At 61.2% G+C, this 20,486-nt stretch carries 14 protein-coding genes; 6 read left to right on the top strand and 8 right to left on the bottom strand.

From position 1 onward, the window contains the following. Positions 1-55: 55 nt before the first annotated feature. Complete coding sequence (gene manA / locus MXF20_RS03580) at positions 56-1,231, bottom strand: mannose-6-phosphate isomerase (protein WP_325967690.1); 1,176 nt, start codon at positions 1,229-1,231, stop codon at positions 56-58. 197 nt (positions 1,232-1,428) lie between these two features. On the opposite strand from manA, the gene fumC reads away from it, so the two are divergent. Further along, positions 1,429-2,826 carry a class II fumarate hydratase gene (fumC, locus tag MXF20_RS03585; protein WP_325967691.1) on the top strand — a complete coding sequence of 466 codons (1,398 nt, stop codon included), beginning with the start codon at positions 1,429-1,431 and terminating at the stop codon, positions 2,824-2,826. 48 nt (positions 2,827-2,874) lie between these two features. On the opposite strand, the gene tus is transcribed toward fumC, so the two are convergent. Continuing rightward, positions 2,875-3,801: a DNA replication terminus site-binding protein gene (gene tus, locus MXF20_RS03590; protein ID WP_325967692.1), complete on the bottom strand. Its 927-nt coding sequence runs from the start codon at positions 3,799-3,801 to the stop codon at positions 2,875-2,877. Positions 3,802-4,009: 208 nt separating this feature from the next. On the opposite strand from tus, the gene MXF20_RS03595 reads away from it, so the two are divergent. Both MXF20_RS03595 and MXF20_RS03600 read left to right on the top strand, forming a co-directional pair. Next, the gene (locus tag MXF20_RS03595) at positions 4,010-5,209 is read left to right on the top strand and encodes an MFS transporter (RefSeq protein WP_211725546.1); all 1,200 of its coding nucleotides are present in this window, start codon (positions 4,010-4,012) and stop codon (positions 5,207-5,209) included. Positions 5,210-5,987: 778 nt separating this feature from the next. After that, the gene (locus tag MXF20_RS03600; RefSeq protein WP_325967693.1) at positions 5,988-6,473 is read left to right on the top strand and encodes an RrF2 family transcriptional regulator; all 486 of its coding nucleotides are present in this window, start codon (positions 5,988-5,990) and stop codon (positions 6,471-6,473) included. Positions 6,474-6,664: 191 nt separating this feature from the next. Here the strand turns inward: MXF20_RS03600 and oqxB are convergent, their stop codons facing one another. Together oqxB and MXF20_RS03610 are read right to left on the bottom strand one after the other, a co-directional pair. Further along, positions 6,665-9,820 carry a multidrug efflux RND transporter permease subunit OqxB gene (oqxB, locus tag MXF20_RS03605; RefSeq protein WP_325967694.1) on the bottom strand — a complete coding sequence of 1,052 codons (3,156 nt, stop codon included), beginning with the start codon at positions 9,818-9,820 and terminating at the stop codon, positions 6,665-6,667. A gap of 18 nt (positions 9,821-9,838) precedes the next feature. Continuing rightward, on the bottom strand, positions 9,839-10,993 hold the full coding sequence (locus MXF20_RS03610) for an efflux RND transporter periplasmic adaptor subunit (protein WP_325967695.1): 1,155 nt from the start codon (positions 10,991-10,993) through the stop codon (positions 9,839-9,841). Between the two features lie 292 nt (positions 10,994-11,285). On the opposite strand from MXF20_RS03610, the gene MXF20_RS03615 reads away from it, so the two are divergent. The 3 genes from MXF20_RS03615 (at position 11,286) to MXF20_RS03625 (ending at position 12,430) form a co-directional block, all read left to right on the top strand. Beyond that, a complete protein-coding gene (locus tag MXF20_RS03615) occupies positions 11,286-11,636 on the top strand; it encodes a helix-turn-helix domain-containing protein (RefSeq protein WP_021506154.1) in 351 nt (116 codons plus the stop codon). A gap of 87 nt (positions 11,637-11,723) precedes the next feature. Continuing rightward, positions 11,724-12,158: a ribonuclease domain-containing protein gene (locus MXF20_RS03620; protein WP_325967696.1), complete on the top strand. Its 435-nt coding sequence runs from the start codon at positions 11,724-11,726 to the stop codon at positions 12,156-12,158. 2 nt (positions 12,159-12,160) lie between these two features. After that, a complete protein-coding gene (locus MXF20_RS03625; protein ID WP_325967697.1) occupies positions 12,161-12,430 on the top strand; it encodes a barstar family protein in 270 nt (89 codons plus the stop codon). On the opposite strand, the gene MXF20_RS03630 is transcribed toward MXF20_RS03625, so the two are convergent. From MXF20_RS03630 to MXF20_RS03645, 4 genes are all read right to left on the bottom strand, one after another. After that, a complete protein-coding gene (locus tag MXF20_RS03630) occupies positions 12,431-14,803 on the bottom strand; it encodes a virulence factor SrfC family protein (RefSeq protein WP_325967698.1) in 2,373 nt (790 codons plus the stop codon). Next, entirely contained in the window at positions 14,800-17,772 is a 2,973-nt protein-coding gene (locus MXF20_RS03635) for a virulence factor SrfB (RefSeq protein ID WP_325967699.1), read from the bottom strand. The genes MXF20_RS03630 and MXF20_RS03635 overlap by 4 nt, the downstream gene beginning before the upstream one ends. Positions 17,773-17,774: 2 nt before the next feature. Further along, positions 17,775-19,097 (bottom strand): SrfA family protein, encoded by a 1,323-nt coding sequence (locus MXF20_RS03640; RefSeq protein ID WP_325967700.1) that lies wholly within the window; start codon positions 19,095-19,097, stop codon positions 17,775-17,777. 153 nt (positions 19,098-19,250) lie between these two features. After that, positions 19,251-20,429 carry a benzoate/H(+) symporter BenE family transporter gene (locus MXF20_RS03645; RefSeq protein ID WP_325967701.1) on the bottom strand — a complete coding sequence of 393 codons (1,179 nt, stop codon included), beginning with the start codon at positions 20,427-20,429 and terminating at the stop codon, positions 19,251-19,253. Between the last annotated feature and the right edge of the window lie 57 nt (positions 20,430-20,486).

Below are 20,486 nucleotides of genomic sequence, written 5' to 3' on the forward strand. Positions count from 1 at the left end.
GTTTTTAATTAATAGTTTGAAATAATAGCAGTTAATGCTGCAGGCGTCAGCCGCCTCACGTCAGCGCGTTGAACACCCGGGCGAGACGGCCGGTGCCTGCCGCACTGACCGGCGATTCACTGGCCGCGACAAAGCAGGATTCGCCCGGTTGCAGCACCAGTTGCTGCCCGGCCTTTTCAATCACCGCCTGGCCTTCAATGCAGAACAGCAGGGCCGCGCTATGCTGCGCCAGCGTTTGTGGTGCGGCTGAAAGCGTGTGGATGGCGAAGGCAAAATCGTCAACCGGAATCGGGAAAATCAGGCTGTCGCCCTGATGCTGCGGCTGGGTGAGCAGCGTCGCGGCCGGTTTGGCCTCGAACTTCAGGTTGGCCAGCAGTTCCGGGATGTCGATGAATTTCGGCGTCAGGCCGGCGCGCAGCACGTTATCCGAATTCGCCATCACCTCCAGCGCCACGCCTTTCAGATAAGCATGCGGCGTTTCGGCGAACAGGAACATCGCTTCGCCCGGCTGCAGGGTGATGACGTTCAGCAGCAGCGGAGAAAACAGGCCATTATCGTCCGGATAGTCGCTGGCGATGGTTTTAATGGTCTGCCACGGCTCGCCTTCGCGCGCATTAAGCGCCGACTTGAGCACCCCGAGCGCGCGGGTTTTGCTCTCATCTTTCAGCGACAGCAGGGTGGCAAACAGTTTTGCCAGCGCGGCCTCGCTGGCGTTTTCGAGGAAATGAGCAATTTGCGGATGGGCACCGGCGACCGGCTCCAGCAGCGAAACAATCTCAGGCAGCTCGCGAAAGCCGTTCATTGCCTGGAACGGCGTCAGGGCATACACCAGCTCGGGCTTGTGGTTGGCATCTTTATAGTTGCGCTCGGCAGCGCTGAGCGGGATGCCCGCGGCGTTTTCGCGCGCAAATCCGGCTTCTGCGGCGCTTTTGCTCGGATGCACCTGAATCGATAACGGCTGATCGGCACACAGCACCTTAAACAGAAACGGCAGTTCACCAAAGCGCTGCGCCACCGCCGCGCCCAGCGTCGCGACCTGATCGTCATTGATCACGTCACGCAGCGAACGGGTGACGCCATTCACTTCAACGGTAGAGGGGCTTTTCGGGTGCGCGCCCATCCACAGTTCCGCCATCGGCAATCCCTGCGGGTTTTCGATGCCATAAAGGTCGGTCAGCGCGGTTTTACTGCCCCATGCGTAATTTTGCAGCGAATTGTTCAATTTTTGCATCGTTTACCCTTAATAACGGTAAGTAAATAGGCGTATTAAAGCAGAAAGTGCCATAGAAAATACACGAACAAGTGCAATAAACGCGATCGGCTCGCATAATGTTAATTTCTTGTATGTGACAATCTTGCTCGCTCTAAGGCGTCGCGGGAAGACGACTTAGGCGGAAACCTCAAAATCTGAGCTAAGGAGACGTAGTCATGGCAGCCAACCGCATTGAAAAAGATTCAATGGGTCCGATCGAAGTTCCGGCAGATAAGTTGTGGGGCGCACAAACCCAGCGTTCGCTGGAGCATTTCCGTATCTCTACCGAGAAGATGCCCGTGGCGCTGGTGCATGCGCTGGCGCTGACCAAGCGCGCCGCTGCGCAGGTTAACCGCGATCTGGGGCTGCTGCCGGCTGAGCGAGCCGGGGCGATCATCGACGCCGCTGACGAGGTGCTGGCCGACCAGCACAGCGACGAGTTTCCGCTGGCCATCTGGCAGACCGGCTCCGGCACCCAGACCAACATGAACATGAATGAAGTGCTGGCTAATCGCGCCAGTGAACTGCTGGGCGGCGAGCGCGGCATGTCGCGTAAAGTGCATCCCAACGATGACGTTAACAAGAGCCAGAGCTCCAACGATGTGTTCCCCACGGCGATGCACGTTGCCGCGGTGATTGCGCTGCGCGAACAGCTGATCCCGCAAATTAACGTGCTGAAACAGACCCTGAGCGAGAAATCTGCTGCCTTCAAAGACATCGTCAAAATTGGCCGTACCCACCTGCAGGACGCCACGCCGCTGACGCTGGGCCAGGAGATCTCCGGCTGGGTTGCGATGCTGGAACACAATCTGAAGCATATCGAACACAGCATTCCGCACGTCGCCGAGCTGGCGCTGGGCGGCACGGCGGTCGGTACCGGTCTGAACACCCATCCGGAATACGCGGTGCGCGTGGCGAAGGCGCTGGCCGAACTGACGCAGCAGCCGTTTGTCACCGCGCCGAATAAGTTTGAGGCGCTGGCGACCTGCGATGCGCTGGTGCACGCACACGGTGCGCTGAAAGGGCTGGCCGCATCGCTGATGAAAATTGCTAACGACGTGCGCTGGCTGTCGTCCGGCCCGCGCTGCGGCATCGGCGAAATCAGCATTCCGGAAAATGAGCCGGGCAGCTCGATCATGCCAGGCAAAGTCAACCCGACCCAGTGTGAAGCGCTGACCATGCTGTGCTGCCAGGTGATGGGCAACGATGTGGCGGTGAACATGGGCGGTGCGTCCGGCAACTTTGAGCTCAACGTTTACCGGCCTATGGTGATCCATAATTTCCTGCAGTCGGTGCGGCTGCTGACCGACGGCATGGACAGCTTCAACCACCACTGCGCCGTGGGCATCGAGCCCAACCGCGAGCGCATCGACCAGTTGCTCAATGAGTCGCTGATGCTGGTTACCGCGCTGAACACCCATATCGGCTACGACAAAGCGGCGGAAATAGCCAAGCAGGCGCATAAACAGGGCCTGACGCTGAAAGCCTCGGCGCTGAAGCTCGGTTATCTGACCGATGCGCAGTTTGATGAGTGGGTGCGGCCGGAAGAGATGGTTGGCAGCATGAAGCAGTAAACTGGCTGCCGGGCACAACAGCGCGAGGGTTCGCGCTGTTTTTTTGCCTTACAGACGGTCACTCCATAAATGCAGGCGCGGAATGATCAGATGCAGCGGCTGCGCCAGCGGCTTATAACGGTGCGCGATGTTGTCGGCATCGTAATCCAGCAGCTCACCCAGCGTCGGCACCTGCGTGCGATCGCGGCACAGCACCAATAGCGGAGAAGGGCAGGCCAGCTGCAGCTGCTTTTTCTCGCTGGCGCGCCACAACCGGGCGATGGGCTGCACCTTGACCGGTCGTTTAATCTTCAGCTTTGCGCCGTCCGGCAACGACTGCACCCGCTCCAGCTCCTGCTGCACTTTCTCTGCCCACTGTTCGCGCGTCCACGGCGCCTGCGCGCGGTTAGCCTTCAGGCTGCGCTCCAGCTGTTCCACTATCGCCTCGCGCGTCACGTTCTTAATGATGTTTTTATTCGCCCAGCCAAAACGCAGCGTATCCGGCGCCTGCAATAGCGTGACGCTGCGGTAGGCGTTAAGCGTGATCAGGCCGCGCAGATGCTGATGCACAAACTCGAAGCGCGCCTCGCTCGGCAGGCCGGAATCAACGGTAATCAGCTGTTCCAGCCGCTGCTTGAGGGTGTTGATGGTCGTGACCTGCTGATCGAGCCGCTGACCGGCCGCGTCATCCGCTTCAATGCAGATGGCGCCAGGCAGGCGCACCGCCGCTTTGGTGCTGAGCTTTTCGGACTGATGCTGCATAAACAGGCGACAGTAGTGGGCGAGCGCCATATCGCGCGCACGTTTACCGAGATGCTGGGTTACGGCAATCCGGTTGATTTCATCGTGCTCTTTGCCTTTCTCGATCTCCGGCAGGCTGAACACTCGCGCCAGCAGCAGCGGTTGCTGTTCAATTGACGCGCGCAGCGCAGCGAGTTCGCGCTCCAGCGTGTTTACGCATTCGTGTAAATCAGCAACCAAATCATAGCGACCCATCACAGCTCTCCATAGTTACAACATTCTAAATGTGGCATCGAAAATCACGCCAGGCAAGTGGGTTGACTAGTTACAACATACTATTGTCTGTACATGGATTCCCCGACCGCAGCACCAGCGCGGAGTTGGGCTGAACAGCAGGCGCGGGCATTTTTCCTGCCGTATGAACATGTTATAACCGTGCTTTGCCTGCTAACGGGAACCTGTCGTGGAGTCTCAGTCTAAACCGGGCGCGCCTGCTATCGTCACACTGGGCGCAGTACAAATCCTGTCATGGGGCGGATCGTTCTACCTGATGGCGGTCATGGCCAACCCGATCATCGCCGAAACCGGCTGGTCGCAGCAGTGGGTGTACGGTGCACTCTCGCTCGGCATTCTGGTGTCCGGGCTGCTGGCACCGCTGTGCGGCCGGCTGATTTCCCGCGCGCACGGTCGCCGGCTGCTCGCAGCCAGTGGGGCGGTGATGGCGCTCGGGCTGGTGATCATGGCGCTGAGCCACAGCCTGCCGCTGTTTCTGTTTGCCTGGCTGATTATCGGCGCAGGCATGGCGATGGGGCTGTATGACGCGCTGTTTGCTACGCTCGGCACGCTGTATGGCGGCCAGGCGCGCGGCGCGATTACCGGTATCACCCTGATCTCCGGTTTCTGCACCTCGCTGGTGTGGCCCGGTATCGCGTTGCTGATTCACTGGCTGGAGTGGCGCGGCGCCTGCCTGGCTATCGCCGCGTTGCTGTGCCTCGCGGTGCTGCCGGCTTATCTCTATGCACTGCCGGCGCCGCGTGCGCCATCCACGGCAAAAGCAACCACACAGCATGGCGCGCAGGATTCGCTGGCGCCGACGCTGTTCTGGCTGCTGTGCAGCATTTTTACTCTCGCGTCGGTGATCATGACCGCGATATCGGTCCAGCTGATCAGTTTATTGCAGGCGGGCGGACACTCGCTGAGCGCCGCGCTGGCCATCAGCACGCTGCTGGGGCCGTGCCAGGTGGCATCGCGCATCGTCGACATGGCGTTCAAGCGCGGCCATCCAATCTGGACGACGTTCTTCTCGGTCGGGCTGGTGGCGCTGGGGTTACTGCTGCTGGCCTGTTATCCGCCGTTTGCGCTGCTCAGCATGGTGCTGTACGGCGCTGGCAACGGCCTGCGGGCGATTGTGCGCGGTACGCTGCCGCTGGCCATGGTCAAACCGCAGGATTACGCGATTGTCGTCGGGCGCATGGCGCGGCCGGCGCTGATGGCTCAGGCGCTGACGCCGCTGGCGGGCGGCTATATTTTTCAGCACTGGGGCGCGCAGGCCACGCTGTGGCTGTTGTGCCTGCTGGCGTTAGTTAATGTGCTTCTGGTGATGGTGCTGAAGCAGAAATTGCCTGCGGCGGGTGCGCAGCCGGTGAGTGAACAAATTCACTAACGGCGTGCCGCCGGATAACGGCTCAGGAGCACTGGCGGACGTTTTACCGGGCATCCGTCAGATATTGCAGCAGGCAACACAGCGCGCTTAACAGCAGGGTGCAGCCAGCCGGAACAATAAAGGGCAGGGGCGCCATGCGTACGCACTGCCACAACGTGGGCGCATTTAAGCAACTGGCTTCCGCCGTAATGATGCCAACCGTGAGTGGCAGAACAGTAAGCAGTAACGCGCCGACCCAGGGTGATAACACCGACATTATTTCGCGCCTCGAAAATAGTTAACGGACGCATTTTGTGCAAAAAGGGGCGGGGAAAAGGTGATCTAAATCAATAATAATCACCGCAGGTTACCGCTCACTGACGTTTCCTGACAAATAGCCAGCAGCAGGTTTTGTTTCTGCCTAAGAAACAACGGATTACCGGCCATGCCACTTTTGGCCGCGGCAATAACTTAATTGCCCTCCGTGTATGTGTTGTTAATCCTGGATCGCCGCCAGCGCCGTTGTGGTTTTTGCTCGCGTGAAACGTGACAGGTTGCGCACATTGTTGCGCAAGGCTCAGAGTGCTAAAGCACAGGCAGAGAGGCACAATCGGTGTAATAATCAGCTAATTCAGCCAGATAAGCCACATAGGTAGCGTTAAAAAGCGCCGGATAGTTACGTGTGGAAAGCATTTTCGGTATTCTAAAAAGCAACAGTGTTTGTTATATTTATTGCTCATTGATTATTCACTGCCGCGGTATGAAAACAAGAAGATAGGCCGCAACTCAGGAAACAGAAATGCTAGATTACCGCTTCCCGACAGCTTTGCAGATGGTTTTGAGCGTAGCGATGGCGGAGCAACTGGGTAAACGCTCGACCAGCGCCATTCTGGCCTACGGTCTTGAAGCGAACCCCAGTTTCATTCGGAAACTTATGGTTCCGTTAACGCGCGATGGCATCATCGTCTCGACGCTTGGCCGTACCGGTTCGATCCATCTGGGTCGTCCGGCCGCTGAGATCACGCTGCGCGATATTTACACTTCAGTGATTGAAGACAAAAAATTGTGGGCATCGCGTCCGGACGTTGCGCCGCGCTGCCTGGTCAGCGCCAACCTGTGCTGGTACTTCAAGTCGATTGCCCAGCAGGCGGAAGAGGCCTCGCTGAAAGTGCTGGAAACCCGCACCGTCGCCGATGCGCTCAACGAGCTGCAAAAGCACGATACCAGCAACTGTGAACCGCTGCCCGACCTCGAAATCGCTGAACTCTGCAAAAAAGACCGCTAATCCTCCGTGCGCATCGCTGATGCGCACCTTTCCATTCCGCTGCTGCACGCACAATCTATCCCTGTAAATCCTGTGAAATCCCGCTCCTGTGCTCTGGTGCAAAGGCGCGCCGTTGCTGAGTAAAAATGTCATGCCGCGCCAGGCAAAAAAATCCGGGCACGTTGGCCCGGATGCGTTTTACTACTCAGCCGTTATACCGTCTGCGTTTCCGCCGCCGGCTGCTGTTTGCGCGTCACCAGCTTACGCAGCGTGACGTAGAACACCGGCGTCAGGAACAGGCCAAACAGCGTAACCCCCAGCATGCCCGAGAACACGGTGATGCCGGTTACGCCGCGCACTTCCGCACCGGCGCCTTCACCCAGAATCAGCGGCACGGTGCCGGCGATAAAGGCGATGGAGGTCATGACGATCGGACGCAGACGCAGGCGACAGGCTTCCAGCGCCGACTCGACAATTCCTTTGCCCTGCATCTCCAGCTCGCGAGCGAACTCGACGATCAGGATGGCGTTCTTACACGCCAGTCCCATCAGCACCACCAGTCCGACCTGCACGAACACGTTGTTATCGCCGCCGGTCAGCCACACGCCGACCAGCGCGGAGAGCATTGTCACCGGTACGATCAGGATCACCGCCAGCGGCAGCGTCCAGCTCTCATACAGCGCCGCCAGCACCAGGAACGCCAGCAGCACCGCCACCGGGAACACGATAAACGCGGTATTGCCCTGGGTTGCCTGCTGGTAACTCAGATCGGTCCATTCGATATTCATGCCGTTCGGCAGCACCTGGCTGGACATCGCCTCCAGCTTTTCCATCGCCTGCGCAGAAGAGAGCACGCGCGGATCGGCATCGCCAATCAGGTCAGCGGCCGGGTAGCCGTTATAACGGATCACCGGGTCCGGACCGTAGGTGGTGGTGATATTCACCATGCTGCCAATCGGCACCATCTCGCCGCGATCGTTGCGGGTGCGCAGGTTCGCGATATCCTGCACGCTGTCGCGGAAATCCCCGTCAGCCTGCGCCATCACACGCCAGGTACGACCAAACTTGTTGAAGTCGTTGACGTAAGAGGAACCCAGATACACCTGCAGCGTACTGAACAGATCGGTCAGCGATACGCCCTGTGCTTTGGCTTTGTCGCGATCCACCTGCACATCCAGCTGCGGCACGTTGGCCTGATAGGAGGAGATCGGGAACATCATGCCAGGCGTCTGCATCACCGCACCGGACAGGGTATTAATCGCGGTTTGCAGCGCACCGTAGCCAAGGCCGGCGCGGTCCTGCACGTACAGCGAATAACCGGAACCCTGGCCGAGGCCAAGAATCGGCGGTGGCATAATGGAGAAACCGAAGCCCTGCTGGATTTTGGAAATTTTCGCGTTGATCTCAGCATTGATCTCCGCCGCGGTGCGGCTGCGCTCGCTGAACGGTTTCAGACCGAAGAACACCGTGCCGGTATTCGGCGTATTGGTGAACTGCAGCGCATTCAGGCCCGGGAAAGCAACCGAATAGGCCACGCCTTCGGTGTTCATGCCGATTTCGCTCATCTTGCGAATCACTTCATCGGTACGCGCCAGCGAGGAGCCTTCCGGCATCTTCACGCCACCGATCAGGTACAGCTTATCCTGGGTCGGAATAAAGCCGCCGGGCACGGTGTGGAACATAAAGCCGGCACCGGCCAGCAGCAGCACGTACACACCAAACACCGCACCGCGCCGGCGCAGGGTTTTACCGACCATCGATTCATAGCCGTCCGAGCTGCGCTGGAAGAAGCGGTTGAACGGCCGGAACACCCAGCCCAGCAGGCGATCGATCAGGCGCGTCGGCAGGTCTTTCGGCGCACCGTGTGCCTTCAGCAGTTTCGCCGCCAGCGCCGGGGAGAGCGTCAGCGAGTTAATCGCCGAAATCACCGTCGAAATGGCAATGGTCACGGCAAACTGCTTGTAGAACTGACCGGTCACGCCCGACAGGAAGGCCATCGGTACGAACACCGCACACAGCACCAGGGCGATGGCGATAATTGGTCCGGAGACCTCGCGCATCGCCTGGTGCGCGGCCGCCACCGGTGTCAAACCCTGCTCAATGTTACGCTCGACGTTTTCCACTACGACAATGGCGTCATCGACCACGATACCAATCGCCAGCACCAGCCCGAACAAACTCAGGGTATTAAGCGAAAAGCCGAGCAGATAGAGCACGCTGAACGTACCGACCACTGATACCGGCACCGCCAGCAACGGAATGATCGACGCGCGCCACGTCTGCAGGAACAGAATCACCACCAGCACCACCAGCACGATGGCTTCGAACAGCGTCTGAACCACGGCGCGGATTGAATCACGCACGAACACCGTTGGGTCGTAAGGCGCGGCCCACTGCACGTCATCCGGGAAGCGGGTTGCCAGCTCGGCCATCTTGTCGCGTACCGCGTTCGACAGGTCGATCGCGTTCGCGCCTGGCGACTGGAAGATACCAATACCGACCGCATCCTTGTTGTTCAGCTGCGAACGCAGGGCATAGCTGCCGGAGCCCATCTCGATGCGCGCCACGTCACGCAGGCGCACCAGCGTGCCGTCATCGGCGGTTTTCAGGATGATATTGCCAAACTGCGCTTCATCTTCCAGCCGGCCCTGGGTATTGATCGACAGCAGAAAATCGCTCTCTTTCTTCGTCGGCTCGGCGCCGAGCTGTCCGGCAGAAACCTGCACGTTCTGCTCCTGCATGGCGCTGACCACGTCACCGGCGGTCATGCCGCGCGCTGCCACTTTATTCGGGTCGAGCCAGACGCGCATCGCGTAATCACCGGCACCGAAGATCTGAATCTGGCCAACGCCCGGCAGGCGCGCCAGCTCATCTTTGACCTTCAGCGTGGCGTAGTTACGCAGATACAGCGAATCATACTTGCCGTGCGGCGAGAACAGATGCACCACCAGCGTCAGGGTAGGTGACTGCTTCTGCGTGGTCAGGCCGAGCTGACGCACCTCTTCCGGCAGTCGCGCCTCGGCCTGCGCCACGCGGTTCTGCACCTGCACCTGCGCCTGATCGGGATCGGTGCCCGGGCGGAAGGTCACGGTGGTAACCAGCACGCCATCTGAGCCGGCTACCGACTTCATGTACATCATGTTTTCCACCCCGTTGATCGCTTCTTCCAGCGGCGTCGCCACCGAGTCAGCAATCACTTTGGGGTTAGCACCCGGGTATTCCGCGCGCACCTGCACGCTCGGCGGTACCACGTTGGGGTATTCACTGATCGGCAACAGCGGAATGGCGATCAGTCCGGTGGTAAATATCAAAATCGACAGGACCGCGGCGAAAATCGGTCGGTCGATAAAAAAGCGGGAGAAATCCATAGCGGGCAGTCTCGATTGTTATTGAGCGGAGCGCATGGCCACCGGCTGCGCTTTTACCGGCATACCGGGCATGAACACTTTCTGCAGACCGTTAACAATCACCTTGTCGCCCGGTTTCAGACCCTGCTGCACAATGCGCAGGCCATTGGCCAGATCGCCCAGCTGGATGTCACGGCGTTCGGCTTTGCCCTGGGCATCGACCACGTAAACGTATTTACGATCCTGATCGGTCAGCACCGCACGGTCGTCGACCAGCAGCGCGTTAAATTCTGCGCTGCCCGGCAGCCGCACGCGGGCAAACAGGCCTGGGGTAAACTGACGCTGCTGATTGTCGAGCGTGGCACGCATGCGAATGGTGCCGGTGCTGGCGGTCAGCTGGTTATCGAGAAAATCAACGGTGCCGCGATGCGGATAGCCCTGTTCGCCGGTCAGCGCAATCTCAACCGGCAGCGAACCGCGGTTCTGGCCCTGACGCGCCATCGCCTGGTACTGCAGGTAAATCGCTTCGTCGACGTCAAAGTAGACGTACATGCGGTCCTGCGACACGAGCGTGGTGAGGACGCTGGCGCTGTCGCCGGCGGTGACCAGGTTACCGGTGGTGATCATCGCCCGGCTGGCGCGACCATCAATCGGCGCGGTGACGCGGGTAAAGTCGAGGTTGAGCTGCGCCATATCGACTGCCGCCTGGGCAGCCAGCACGCTGGCCTGCGCCTGGCTGGCGGTCGAGCGCCGCTGTTCCCACTCTTCGCGTGACACCACCTGGGTACCGATCAGCTTGTCGGTACGCGCCGACTCGCTGCGGGCCAGTGCGGCCTGGCTGCGCGCGCTGGCCAGTTCGGCCTGCGCCTGCTCCAGCGTGGCGCGATAGGTGCGGTCATCAATGGTAAACAGCACCTGACCTTTCTTCACCTCATCGCCTTCACGATAGTTAACCTGATCGATATAGCCCGAAACGCGCGGACGCAGCTGCACGCTTTGTACCGCTTCGATGCGGCCATTGAAGCTATCCCACTGGCTGACTTTTTGTTCAACCACCTGCGCGACACTCACTTCGGGCGGTGGCGGCGGCGCGTTTTGCGCCACGCCGCGATCACAACCGGCCAGCAGGCTTCCCAGCAACATCACTCCTGACAGGCTTACGGCCCGACGAACCCCATATGTTTGCAGATGCATTGTTGTTATTCCGCGTTGGTGAAAAAGAAAGGAGACGTACGAAAAATCTGCAACTTTTAAGATTGCATTAAAACGAGAGGAGTGTAGGCTTGGGCGAACTGCATCTGCAAGAATATCTGATACACTTTATGTGCGGTTTTGATCAATTCGTAACAGGTAGCTAAAGCCCCTACGGCGAGTGCGGCATTTAATGCAATAATAAAACTTGCATTAAGTGCGATAGTCAGTCACCCTTAAAGTGTAATTGCAACTGATACTGATACTGTTCGCCATGGCGACGGGAGAGAATGGGATGATGAGCGACGCTTTTATTCACGATCTGATCGACTGGATTGATAACAACATTGAAGCACGTCTGGATCTGGACACCGTAGCGGGGCGCGCCGGCTATTCAAAGTGGCACCTGCAGCGTATGTTCAAAGAGCACACCGGCTATCCGCTGGGTGAATACATCCGGGCCAAGAAGTTGAAAAAATCGGCCGACCGCCTGACCACCACTAACGAACCGATCCTCAACGTCGCGATTTCGCTGGGCTTCGATTCACAGCAGTCGTTTAACCGCAGCTTCAAGCGCCAGTATGGCGTGGCACCGGGCGCATGGCGTCGTCACGCCGCGCACACCCCGAGCGCGATGCAGCAGTAAACCTCCGCCAGGGCCAGCCATGCTGGCCCGCGTTTTTCCCCGCCTGAAACCTGCTATCATCGGCGTCCTGCACTTCAGGATGTCACTATGTCAAAAAAACTCTGGATTGGATTACTGTTTGCGCTGGTGGTTTGCTGGATCGGGCTGAAGCCCCATTTGAGCGGCACTGCGCCTGAAAAACAGACGGATATTGCCCAGCTGACCGACGCCAATCGCGTGGCGCGCTGGCTGCAGCAGCATCATCAGTTGCCCGATTTTTATCTCACCAAAAGCGCGGCACGTCGTCAGGGCTGGAACCCGGCGCAGGGCAACCTGTGTGAAGTGTTGCCAGGGCGCGCGATTGGCGGCGATCGCTTCAGCAACCGCGAGCGGCGGCTGCCGATGCAGGCGGGACGTCAGTGGTATGAAGCGGACGTCAATTACGACTGCGGCCACCGCGATGCCGATCGTCTGCTTTACTCTTCCGATGGGCTGATCTTTCTTACCACCGATCACTATCGCAGCTTCACGCAGGTACCCTGACTATGCTGACGCTCTATTTTGATTTCCGCACGCTGGGCACGCGCCAGGCCTTTTATCAGGCGCTGGTCGAGCAGAGCGGCTGCCGTGAAGGCTTTGGCTACAATCTGGATGCGCTGTGGGACTGGCTGACCGGCGGCATGGCGTTGCCGGCAACGCTGCATCTGCAACATGTCGCCGGGGCCAGCGCCAGCGCGGAGTTTGCCCCGGTGCTGGCGCTGCTGGAAGAGGCGGCGCAGCAGCTGGCGGGTGAGCTGCGCCTGATTACGCACTGATTAAGCGTGCAGCGGCAGCAGCAGAAACGCCAGCGTCTGCCGCGCACTGGCCGGCAGATCGCCGCCGCCGGTATAGCCGTTATTCTCGACGATCAGCGAATTTAACCCCACCAGCCAGTCATAAATGTAATAAGCGGTGTGATTAGCCGGCGCGGCTGACAGCCGCGTCAGACGCTGGCCGGGCGAAAAACTGACGCTGGGTGCCGGCGGGCGGGCAAAAATCGGGCTGCCGCGATTGACGCGACTCTGCGGCCGCTCGCTTTCATCACGCTGCAGGAAGCCGAGCCAGGCGACAAAGTCACCCAGCACCGTCATGGCGCGCGACACCTGGCGATCGGTGCGCGCCTCATGGGCGCTGGCCTGCGCATCCGCTTCGTTCAGCGCGCTTTGCAGTTTGCTCAGCACCTTCAAACGGAAGCTGGCGGTAATCAGCTCTTCCACCAGCCGCTCCAGCGTTGGCTTGTCCACGTTGAGCAGTGCCAGCAGGCTCTGGCTCTCCGGTAGCTGACGCAGGTGCGCCAGCCACAGGGCAAACACCTGCTGGGGAAACTGCTGATCGCGCTGACCGGCGCTGCTGCGCGGCTCGGCGGTGGTCACCGGCTCATCGTTAAACAGGTCAAACTCAAAACCAATACCAAAATAGCTCTGCTCTGCCGCGGCCGGCTGACCGCCGGTGGACGGCGTGCTGCCGTGGCTCTGACTCAGCCACAGCTGACGCACCGCCTCGCGCGACGGCTGCAGACGCTCCAGCAGCTCGCCGTGCAGGCCGGTACGGTGCTGCAAACATTTCAGCAGCGTATCGGCGATCGCCTGTTTCCGCGCCGCCTGTTCCGGCGTGGCGCTGGCTTCGGTCCACGGCTGCAGACGCTCCACCAGTTTCTGCTGCAGCGTGCTGAGCTGCTGCGCCAGCCGATCGCGTCGCGCTTCCGGCTGCATCTCATCCTGCAACCAGCTGCCCATGCGATCGACGCCCGCGCGATCGCGCGCCAGCATCGATCCCCAGCTCTGTCCAGGCTGACCAATCTGCCGCTGTACCGCTTCATCGACATTGATTTGCGACTGCTGATAGCGCGCGTCGTGTGGCGTAATTGCCCAGATCAGCCGCGGCTTGTCCGCACTGGCCGTCGCGCTCTGCTGTAGCTGCCATTCGCGCAGCGCGCTGGCGGCGAGATCCGCATCCTGACGCTGGCTGGCGGCGGTACAAATCAGCATTAAATCGATGCCCTGACGCGCGGCATAGAAGCCGGGCAGCAGGGCACGTTTTTGTTCCAGCAGGCTGGCGCGCGGTGCATCACGCGCCTCCAGCCTTGCGCGTTCTTCCTGCTGACCGCGATCGGCTGGCGTGCCCGGCGCGGGCAGCTCCAGCATATCGGCCTCGTCATACAGCGCCTGACGCGGCGTTGAACTGAGCGGCAGAGTGATTTCCAGCGTCAGCAGCGCCAGCCAGCCGAGCGGCACTGACTGCGGTTTGCCCACGCGGTTGGCGACAATCGGGCAGACTTCAATCAATTCGGTCAGGTCGGCGTCATGACCAATCAGCTTTTCCGCCGGCAGCGAGGCATCATCCACCAGCAGGCTGAGCGGTGCCAGCACGCGCGGCGCGTGCCGCAACTGATGGCGCAGGTGCAGCAGGCTGCGCAGGGTTTCGCTCAGCACCGGCTGCTGCGGCCACAGCAGCGCAAACAATTGGACGCGGTCGTCCACGTTGAGCCACGGTGCCAGCTCAATTGCCTGCGGCCAGAAGTGACGGTCCAAAATCTCGGCGTGATCGGGCTGGCGGCGGCGCCACGCCCACAGCGTCACCAGCGCGTCGCTGTCGAGGCCGTGCTGCAGCTCGCTCTGGCGATGGCGCTGCAGGCGCTGCAGCGCCGCGTCAATCGCTGCGCTGTCCGGCTGGGTGTCTGCGCTGGCGCTGGCCAGCATCAGACGAATCAGTTCGGCCTCGCTCAGCAGCGTCATCTCCAGCGGCCAGGCGCCGGATTGCGCCTCGCGCTGATGACTGAAGCGGGTGGCAATAGCAAAATCGACATTGCCAGGATTAATGTGCTGAAAATAGTTCAGGGTTTTGTCGCCGAGACGGGCGATCAGCTGGCCCTGCGCGTCGCCGACCATTTCACTCAGCAGCCAGGCTTTGCCGGCCTGTGACTGGCCAAACAGCGCCAGCGTCACCGGCCGTGCCAGCTGTCGCGCCAGCGCATGGCTCTCGACGCGGGCGCGCCGCAGCTGGAGCCGCAGCGTGTCCGCTTCCAGCGCCAGACGCGGGGAGTGCGCCTGGTGGCTCTCCACCCAGTTCAGCGCCCCGTCAACCGTCTCCTGCAGCAGGCTGAGGCGTTTTGCAGGCGTTGCCGGTGTGGCTTTTTTGGCAGTTCTCATCGTTTACACACGCTCCCGCTGTCGATCCAGTATTGCGCATTGGCGTTGCCGGTGGCCGACAGCGTATTCAGTTTCAGACTCAGTTGCTCCAGCGGCACGCGCGTACCGTCGTCCATGCGCGCCTCGCTCAGCACCAGCCGCTCCGGCCCGAGGTTGTCCGGGCCCGGCTGGACCGCCAGTTTGATGCGCAGCACGCTTTCGCCCGCCACTTTGCGCGCCAGCTGTGGATCGGTAATGCTCAGGCTGTAGAGCGGCGTCGTCGGCCAGCGGTCGTTCTCCAGCTGGCGGAAACCGAGGCAGACATTGCCGCGAATGCGGAAGCTGCTTTTGCGGTCCAGCGCGAAGCTGCTGCTGTCGAGATCAATCTCGCTGTAGCACAGATTGTCGTCGCTCAGCGTGGCGTTTTCATCCAGCACGCCGAGATAGCGAATGGTCGAGTAGGGTTCAAAATCACCGGCGCGGAACCAGAAGCTGCTCAGACGCAGATCGAGCGCCAGCAGGCACAGCATGGCACCGACCGCCGCGGTGGATTTTGGATTATCGATGCGGCCCTGTTTGTTGAACGGATACCAGTCGCTGGTGTGATAGCCCTCCAGCGACAGAATGCGGCTGCCCGGCAGCGGCTGTAAATGACGCACCAGCGCCTGAATGCCAGGGAAACGCGACGGGCGACCGGTCAGCAGCAGCACGTCACACTGGTAGAGCGAGACCACTTCACACATGGCGCGCAGCGCCGGAATGATCGCCATCCGGTGCTGCAGGAACTCGGCGTGCAACTGCGCCATGCTCACCACCAGCGGCACCTCAAGCAGGTCAAAGCGGCTGTCGCCGCCGAGCGTGCGCTGAATCTCACCGTTAACAAAGGCCAGCACGCTGCTGGCTGGTTTTTGCGGCACCAGCTCGCCAAACAGCGCGTTGATTTCGCTGTGGCTGTCGAGCGGATCCCAGTTCTCATAACGCTCCAGTACCGCCTGCGCCAGCGGAATAAACAGCTGCAGGGTGACCTGCTGGCGCAGCGTGGCCTGACCGTCCATGCGGCTGTCGTGACCAAACAGCTTGTTCATCAGCGGTTCCGCCAGCGCCAGGCCAGCCTTTTGCAGACTCTGCTGCAGCGCGGGCAGGACCCACAGCTGAATCACGTCCAGCAGAATGTCATCGCCGGCCACTTTAAAGCCTTCACGGAACAGCAGGCGCGGCGTGATTTTCACGTTGTTGCCCTGACCGTCATCAAGACGATACTGGGTGATGGCGAGATCGGTGGTACCGCCGCCGATATCAATCGAGGCGATGCGCAGGCTTTTGCCCGGCAGCTCATCCGCTTCGCGCGGGCGATCCGGGCGCGCCATGCTGCTGAAGAAATCTTCCGCGCGACCGGCGAAATTCACCTGGGTTTCGTTGAACAGCCACACCATCTGGCCGCAGGTGGCTTCATCCCACTCCATCTGCACATCCGGTACCGGACGCAGGCTGTGTGCCTGGCTGGCGGCGTCAAAGGCGGCGTCGGCCGGATGCCAGCCCTCGGCTTTCCACACCAGCGCAATCGCTTCCTGCATGCGGCGACGGAAAATTTCCCGCTCCGGCTTCGGCATCGCCGACGGCAACGTCAGGATCACGTGACGCAGCTGGCGCGGTGCCTGGCTCTGCGGCATGCGCTGGCGCTGGGCCACGCTGTTCATCTGCATCATCGCCTGTGCCAGCAGCTCGCACAGCATAAAGGTCATCAGCGAGCTGCGGCTGTAGCTGGCAGAGAACACCGGCAGGCGGTCGTCCACTGGCAGGGCGTGCAGCGGCTGGCCTTCGTCATTAAGCAGCAGGGTAAACGGCAGCGCGGTGGCCTGCGGCTCGTCACTGTCGCCGCTGGCGTTGAAGCGCCAGCCGGGCTGATAACGCGCTTCATCCCACAAATAGCGGCGCGGGCTGGAGAGCCCGGTGCTGCCTTCGGTGCCGGCGCGCTGCAGTGCCAGACGGCTGGCTTCACGACCGACGCGGGTCAGCGAGGGCCACATAAAGGCGTTTTCGCGCCCGCTCTCCAGTGAGAAGTTCGCTTTGCCAAAGCGCGTTTCGGCAAACTCCAGCCGGCTGTCAAACAGCTCGTTGTACACCTGGTGCGGCTGCGACAGATCGCGCAGCTGCAGCTCATAGGTCTGACGCAGACCGTTGCTCTCATCGGCGTGATCTTCCACCAGAATGCCGCAGGTGTGCGAGTTGCCGACGTCGAGAATGATATCCACGTTGACCGCTGGCGTTTGCGGTGAGGCCGCCTGGATAGTGATTTCGGCCAGGTCGAGCTGTTCGCCCAGCAGTTCCAGCACGTTGAGGTAGTGCGCCTGGTATTCAAACTCGCGCAGCGCCTGATTCACTTCCTGCTCGCGGCGCGATTCCAGCGCATACACCTGCTGGCTAAACGTCTCGCGCAGCCAGCCGTCAACCCAGGTGAGATCGAGGAACTCGCCCAGCTCATAGTTGTGCCACGCCAGCGCAAAGCTGACGCCGTTCTGCGCATCGGCTTTACTTAAACCCAGCTGCTCGCCGCCGTCCGCGTCGGCCACCAGGCGCGTATCAAAGGCGAGGGTGATGCGATGGGTATTGCCCGCGGCGTCGGGCTGGCTGAGCGGCGCGAGGCGCAGACGCGCCCAGTTATCCGGGCCACCGATGAAACGACGGCCGCTGGAGCAGCGCAGTACCGGCAGCGGCAGCCACTGCCCGGCCAGCAGCGTCAGGGAGTCGGCCAGCGCGATATCGGTTTCCGGACGCACCACTTCAGCCGCGCCGCCATCCTGCGGATAGAGCAGAAATTTGCCGCTGTTGCCATCGACGTTGAGACGCAGCAGCGGGCCGTTGGCGGTCTGGCGCACAAACTGCCGCCGCGCCTGCAGCGCCGGCAGGCGCAGACCGAAATCAAGGAACTGCACACCGCTATCTTCAATCAGCGTGATTTTCTGTTTGTCATCAATCAGGGGAGCCAACATGGTTACTTACTCTCACGCTTAATCGTCAACGGGAAGACCTGATCGGCGCCATATTGCGCCGTACAGCTGGCGATGCCATCACCGGCTTTGCACGCCAGCTCCGGCATGCGATAGCGTGATTTATCGCTGCAGCTGGCAGTATAGCGGCTGCGCACTACCATGGTGCCGGCGCTGGTCATGGCGGCGGTGACATCGGCTTTACAGCGGTTATTGTCGCCCTGAGTAATCACTGCGCTGCCTTTACCATTGCGGATCTGGTAGCGCAGGCTCGGCGGCTTGCCGGTCGGCAGGTTGGTCTGACGCAGCGTCACGCGCCAGGTGCCATTGATAAATTTCACCGACCCGAGGCGCGCGTCATCGGCAGTCATCACCAGATCGTCTGCTTTAGCGGGTTCGGTGTGCTCGGCGACCACCTCAGGCGGTGCCGCTGGCGCAGCTGGCGCTGGTGCCGGCGTCACCGTCGCACTGCTGTGCGGCAGCGTGGCGGCCAGCGTCTGTGCTTTCGCCAGCATCGCCGGGGCAAGCGCGGGCGCGGCGCTCACCACCGGCGCGGTTTCGGTTTCTGCCGGCTGGACCGGCGCGTCGTGTAACCAGAAGGCCACGCCCGCTGCAGCAGCGGCGGCCAGAGGCAGCACCAGCAGCAGCGGGCGCAGCGCGGATGTCTTCCGCGCAGGCGCTGGCGTGTCGGCGACAACGCTCAGCGGTGCGGGTTCGGGCTGGGGTTCGGGTTCCGGTTTTTGTTCCGGCTCGGGCTGCGGCACGACAGGGGCCGCAACCGGCTCAGGCGCGGCAGCCATGTCGGGCACCGCGGCAGGCACCACCAGCGGCGGCAATTCTTCATCAAGGCTATCACGCAGGCAGGCCAGCGCATCATCGCGCGTGCGCGCCTGCGGATCGACAAAGCCCCAGAAAGTGATTACCGGCTTGCCATCCACCAGATAGACATATTGCTGATCGGGAAACTGCAGCGTCTTTGCCAGCAGCGCGCCAAACAGGCGCATCGCCGGATTCTCAGCATCGCGGGCGCGCAGGCTGAGCGCCTGCAAATCCTGCTGGTTCAACGTGAGCTGCTCCAGCGCCTGACGCTTTTCGCGATCGCTGGCCGCCAGCCAGGATTTCACTTTGCCGCTGAACGGCGCGTACCAGTCGAGGCGGTCACCGCGCTCGTTGGCCTGCGGGATCGCGAGGCAGTTTGCCAGCGTCGTCTGGCGGCGCAAACGTAACGTTTCGCGAATTTGCAGGGCCGAAGCCCAGACCGGCTGGCCGTTCTCCCCCAGTGCCAGTAACGCGTCGAGATTACCGCTGCGCAGAAAAGTTTTTGCCACTCGTTGGGCCCTTATCGGTGGTTATCTGAAGCCAAACATCGGGTGTGATGGGCGATGATAGTGATCTTAAGCCAAATGCGCCGTAATCAAACGGGGGAAAAAGGGGGGAAAACAGGGCGTTATTCCCCCGCTGTGAGCGGGGGTGGTGAAATGTTAACCGTTTCGGCGTGGACTGAGCAGCAAATGTGTGAGGACGCCCCCAATCAGGCCCCAGAACGCCGAGCCGACGCCAAGCAGCGAAATGCCGCTGGCGGTGATCAGGAACGCCACGATGGCGCTGTCGCGCTGTGCCGGTTCCGCCAGCGCGCGCTGCAGACTGCCTGCCAGCGTGGCCAGCAGCGCCAGACCGGCCAGCGTGGCAATCAGTACCGGCGGCAATGCGCTGAGCATCACGGCGATCAGCGCGCCGGTCAAACCGGTCAGCAGATAGAACACGCCCGCCAGCGCGGATGCTACCCAGCGGCGCGCCGGGTCCGGATCGACATCATCGCCCATGCAGATCGCGGCGGTGATGGCAGCAATGCACACCGAAAAGCCGCCAAACGGCGACAGCAGCAGGGCGATCAGCCCGGTCCAGCCGGTGAGCGCGGAGACCGGCGGCTGATAGCCATGCGCCTGCAGCGTGGCTATGCCGGGCGCGTTCTGCGATGCCATGGTGACCAGAAAATAGGGCAGGCCGACGCCAATCAGTGCGGCAAGGTTAAAGTGCGGCATGATAAATTCCGGCACGCTCAGCGTCAGCGCGTGAGGCGGAAAGTGGATGGCGCGCTGACCCAGCGCCACCAGCACGCCGGCGATTAATGCCAGCAGGATGGCGTAGCGCGGCAGCCAGCGCCGGCTCAGCAGCCACACCAGACACATGCTGCCGCACAGGGCGAAATGGTGTTGCAAGCCGCTGAAGGTGCCGATGCCGAAGCGCAGCAGAATGCCCGCCAGCATCGCGGCTGCCAGCGACTGAGGAATGTGATTCATTAGCCGGGCGAACAGGCCGGTCACGCCGCTCAGCACAATCAGCAGATTGGTGGCGACAAACACCCCGACCACCTCATTGAGCGTCAGGCCGTGCACGCTGGTGGCGAGCAGTGCGGCACCCGGCGTCGACCAGGCGGCCAGCACCGGCATTCGCGTCCACAGCGACAGGCCAAGAGACGCCAGCCCCATGCCGATGCCCAGCATCGATAGCCAGCCGCCAATCTGCGCCGGCGAGGCGCCTGCGGCCTGCGCTGCCTGGAAGATCAGCGCGGCGGTGCTGCTATAGCCGACCAGCACGGCGATCAGGCCGGAAATCAGCATCGGAAAGGAAAAAGCCGGACGAACAGTGGCGGTGGTCATGGAATCACATCCCGTTGTGCGTTATAACGCACATTGTGGCACGCGCGGTGTGGCGCG

The organism is Pantoea dispersa (assembly GCF_035783935.1).
GTDB lineage: Bacteria > Pseudomonadota > Gammaproteobacteria > Enterobacterales > Enterobacteriaceae > Pantoea > Pantoea dispersa_C.

Coding starts and splice junctions, on each gene's coding strand:
- MXF20_RS03600 (WP_325967693.1), top strand. CDS start 5,988: ATGCTAGATTACCGCTTCCCGACAGCTTTGCAGATGGTTTTGAGCGTA.
- MXF20_RS03615 (WP_021506154.1), top strand. CDS start 11,286: ATGATGAGCGACGCTTTTATTCACGATCTGATCGACTGGATTGATAAC.
- MXF20_RS03635 (WP_325967699.1), bottom strand. CDS start 17,772: ATGTTGGCTCCCCTGATTGATGACAAACAGAAAATCACGCTGATTGAA.
- MXF20_RS03630 (WP_325967698.1), bottom strand. CDS start 14,803: ATGAGAACTGCCAAAAAAGCCACACCGGCAACGCCTGCAAAACGCCTC.
- tus (WP_325967692.1), bottom strand. CDS start 3,801: ATGGGTCGCTATGATTTGGTTGCTGATTTACACGAATGCGTAAACACG.
- MXF20_RS03625 (WP_325967697.1), top strand. CDS start 12,161: ATGCTGACGCTCTATTTTGATTTCCGCACGCTGGGCACGCGCCAGGCC.
- MXF20_RS03610 (WP_325967695.1), bottom strand. CDS start 10,993: ATGCATCTGCAAACATATGGGGTTCGTCGGGCCGTAAGCCTGTCAGGA.
- manA (WP_325967690.1), bottom strand. CDS start 1,231: ATGCAAAAATTGAACAATTCGCTGCAAAATTACGCATGGGGCAGTAAA.
- MXF20_RS03645 (WP_325967701.1), bottom strand. CDS start 20,429: ATGACCACCGCCACTGTTCGTCCGGCTTTTTCCTTTCCGATGCTGATT.
- MXF20_RS03620 (WP_325967696.1), top strand. CDS start 11,724: ATGTCAAAAAAACTCTGGATTGGATTACTGTTTGCGCTGGTGGTTTGC.
- oqxB (WP_325967694.1), bottom strand. CDS start 9,820: ATGGATTTCTCCCGCTTTTTTATCGACCGACCGATTTTCGCCGCGGTC.
- fumC (WP_325967691.1), top strand. CDS start 1,429: ATGGCAGCCAACCGCATTGAAAAAGATTCAATGGGTCCGATCGAAGTT.